Source organism: Citrobacter sp. TBCS-14 (assembly GCF_005280805.1).
In the GTDB taxonomy this organism is placed as follows: domain Bacteria; phylum Pseudomonadota; class Gammaproteobacteria; order Enterobacterales; family Enterobacteriaceae; genus Citrobacter; species Citrobacter gillenii.
The window spans coordinates 1-258 of record NZ_SZWM01000318.1; the positions used below are offsets into that span (position 1 = coordinate 1).

The window sequence follows — 258 nt, forward strand, 5'->3', positions numbered from 1 at the left end:
CAGTGGACTGGAGGCATGTCGCGAAATCTTACAGCATGGGGCGAATCCGGCGGCACTGCGTTTGTACGATAACCTGGAAAGCGGCGTGCAGTTTGGTCTGCCAGAGACCAATGTCCTGTTGATTGCGGATGAGGGGGAGCCTGAGATTGTCGATGCAGTAATGGCTATCAGCGAACGTGTGTGCCAACGCGGCGGACAACAACTCGACGGCGAGGCTATTTTTGAACGCTGGCTGGACACCCGATATCTGACCGGAAA

Annotated in this window: 1 pseudogene; it reads left to right on the forward strand. The window is 55.8% G+C overall.

Annotated features, from left to right (window positions below):
• Nucleotides 1–258 (forward strand): annotated as a pseudogene (locus FDX22_RS15295) (FAD-binding oxidoreductase); the annotation flags it as partial.